Genomic DNA, 2,879 nt, shown 5'->3' on the forward strand with positions numbered 1-2,879 from the left:
GAGCACGATCTCGGTGCCCCTGCGGCCGTCGAGCACGATCCGCGTCGGCGCAACGAGCAGGTCGCCCACTCCGGCGCTGGCGGGTGCAGCCGCGCCCGCGAAAGCGCCCGCAACTGCGGCGAGCACGAATTTCCTCTTCCAAACAAACATCAGGCGATCCCCACTTTTGCTCCGCTGTGGAGCGATCGCCTCGTTTTGCTCCGGAATGGTTGATTTTCGGTCAACCATAAGCGGTGTCCGCGGGTTATTGATAGTCGACCGTCACCTGGATGGTGCCGCTGTAGGTTCCTGCGACGGTCGCGGAGCTTAGGGTCAGTGAGCCGCCAAGATCGAAATTGGTGCCCGGGGCACCGGACGAGGTCAGTGTCACCTGGCCGGGATTGTCGATCTTCAGCTTCAGGCTCTGCGATGCATCGTTCTGATTGACGAGCGTCACGTCGGGCGCGGCGATCACGACGACCATCTTGTTCGTACCGGTGACGTTGAAACGGGCGACCTGGAGCGCGCCCGAGCAGATGAGGTTTGGGCTGCAGCTGACCACGCCCGTCCGCGAGATGCTGACCGTGGCGCCCGACCAGGTGCCCGGCATCAGAGTGATCGTGCCGAGGTCGAGATTCTGCAGTGCCGTGAGCGACAGCGGCTTGATGACATTGGCATTGACCGATGCGTTCTGCGTCACCGCGGCCGCCGGATCGGCGATCGCGGCCGCGAGCAGGGCCATCAATGGCAGCTGCGCACGCCAGCGCATGTTTCGCTTCCCCCACCGCACAATCGGAAAGCGTTTCCACCGAAATGGTTGATTTTACGTCAACCATCCCTGGCAAATGCACAAAGAAGAAGGGCCGCCGGAACAGCCGGCGACCCTTCCTCGTGCGCAACTAAACCGCTGAAATCAGCGATTACTGATAGTCGGCGTTGACCGCGAAGCTACCCGTGTAGACGCCATCGGTGGTCGTGTCGGTCAGGGTGAGCGAACCGCCGACACCGAAGGTGACGCCGGTCGTCGGACCCGCCGAGCCGATCGCCGCCGTCGTCGGCGCATCGATCGTCAGGGTCAGCGTTCCGCCGTTCGATCCGGTCAGGCTGACGGTCGATGCCGGGAGGGTGATGTTCACGTTCTGATTGCTGGTGCCCTTGACGGTGAAGCTCGCGGCCTGGGCCGTGCCCGACGGCGTGACATAGCTATTGTCGTAGGTCAGGGCGCCGGCCTGGCTGACCGAGACGACCGTGCTGTAGGGCGCGGTGCCGCTCAGGACGAGCGTTCCGAAATCGAGCCCATTGTTGTTCTGGATCGACAGCGGACGGTAGATTTTGGCCTGCGCGTTGGCATTGGCCGAAACCGGAGCAGCCGCTGCCGGAGCGGCCGTGAAGGCCAGCGCAGCCACCGCGCCGGCGGAGATCAGAAGCTTGTTCATGTCATTCCCCACTGGTTCAGTTCGAGTTTTGGCGGCTGCCCAGCCCAAGTCCGGCCATCCGTGGCGCTGCTATTAACCCTCGCCGCTTACGGCTTCCCTCAAGGGATTGGTTAATGCCGCTTTAGGCCTTCATCCGGATCGGATGCTTATTTCGGTGCCCCAAGGCGGGCCCCATCATTGATATTCGACCGTAATGGGCATGTCGCCGCGATAGGCGCCTTCCGAATCGCCGGTGACCGTCACCCGCCCGCCGAAGCGGAAGGCGAGCGTGCCCGCCGAATCGAGTCTCGGAATGGATGGAAGATCGCTGACGACATCATCGACGGTGATTCGCCCGCCGCTGACCGAGTAGAGATCGATTCGGCGCGGAAGCTCGACCCGGACGGCTCGGCCGGGAGTGCCGCGGATGACCGCCGTGCCGACCATCGCGCGCGCGCTCACTTCCGTCAGGGCGCCTTCCGCCGCGGTGGACCCGTCCGCGCGAATAACAGCCGCGCCCTGCCCGCTCCCGGAAAGGACGAGCCGGCCAAAGTCGAGGCTGGTTTCGATGTCGAGCTCGATGCCGTCGCTGTCAGCTGACTGCGATACGGCGGTCGTCGGTTTGTCGCACAAGCGGCATTGCCCGCCCGCCGGCGATGCGCCGGCGACGGCCGCGGCGAGCGCCGCAGGCCCCAGGGCAAAGGTCTTGAAGCCGCCCATCTGCACTGCCTACGCGAGGACAGGCTAAAACAGGGTTAATCGGCGGCTAACCTTGGCTGACGCTAGTTGCGCGCGGCCGCGTGGCCGCCGATCGTCCGAATTGAGGAGCGCCCAACTGCACCCCTATTGTCGCGCGCACCGCAGCTTTCTATCCCCGCATCCTGAATGGCCCGCAAGCGCTCCGAACACGGCTCCGGAAGAGGGTCAACGCTGATGGGCGTCATCAAGGGGCTCGCCTATGCGGCGCTCCTCGGCCTGCTTGCGCTGGTCGTGGCTGTTGCGGTCGCGACCGCCTACCTTCCGAGCTATCCGCAGCTGACCAAGCGATCCGACCTCGGCCAGATGATCCGCGTCCGCGCCGCGAACGGCCAGGTGCTCCTGTCGCTGGGCCCGAGCTTCGGCCGCTGGCTGACCTACGACCAGATCCCGCCGGAAATGCGCGCGGCGATCATCTCGACCGAGGACCGGCGCTTTCGAAGCCATCTGGGCGTCGACCCGATCGGCATCGCCCGATCGATCCAGGTCCGGCTTTCGACGGGCCATTGGAGCCAGGGCGGCTCGACCATCACGCAGCAGTTGGCGCGCAACATCTTCCTGACCAACAACCGGACGTTCGTGCGCAAGGTGAAGGAGGGAATCCTTGCGCTCGCGCTCGAGCGGAAGTTCACCAAGGACCAGATTCTAGAGCTGTACCTGAACCGGGTTTATTTCGGCGGCGGCGCCTATGGAATCGACGCGGCCTCGCGCAAATTCTTCGGACACAGC

At 64.5% G+C, this 2,879-nt stretch carries 4 protein-coding genes; 1 reads left to right on the forward strand and 3 read right to left on the reverse strand.

All coding sequences use genetic code 11. The annotated features are described in order from the left end of the window. Positions 1-244 precede the first annotated feature (244 nt). The 3 genes from VFT73_RS09805 to VFT73_RS09815 all read right to left on the reverse strand — a co-directional run bounded on the left by VFT73_RS09805 (position 245) and on the right by VFT73_RS09815 (position 2,114). Positions 245-748 (reverse strand): DUF4402 domain-containing protein, encoded by a 504-nt coding sequence (locus VFT73_RS09805; protein ID WP_326410401.1) that lies wholly within the window; start codon positions 746-748, stop codon positions 245-247. A gap of 151 nt (positions 749-899) precedes the next feature. Then, a complete protein-coding gene (locus tag VFT73_RS09810; RefSeq protein ID WP_326410404.1) occupies positions 900-1,415 on the reverse strand; it encodes a DUF4402 domain-containing protein in 516 nt (171 codons plus the stop codon). Positions 1,416-1,589: 174 nt separating this feature from the next. Continuing rightward, complete coding sequence (locus VFT73_RS09815; RefSeq protein ID WP_326410406.1) at positions 1,590-2,114, reverse strand: DUF4402 domain-containing protein; 525 nt, start codon at positions 2,112-2,114, stop codon at positions 1,590-1,592. Between the two features lie 213 nt (positions 2,115-2,327). Here VFT73_RS09815 and VFT73_RS09820 point away from each other — a divergent pair. Next, the coding region (locus VFT73_RS09820) for a biosynthetic peptidoglycan transglycosylase (RefSeq protein ID WP_326410408.1) at positions 2,328-2,879 on the forward strand (552 nt) is incomplete at its 3' end.

Origin of the sequence: Sphingomonas sp. (genome assembly GCF_035758555.1) — a bacterium.
In the GTDB taxonomy this organism is placed as follows: domain Bacteria; phylum Pseudomonadota; class Alphaproteobacteria; order Sphingomonadales; family Sphingomonadaceae; genus Sphingomonas_B.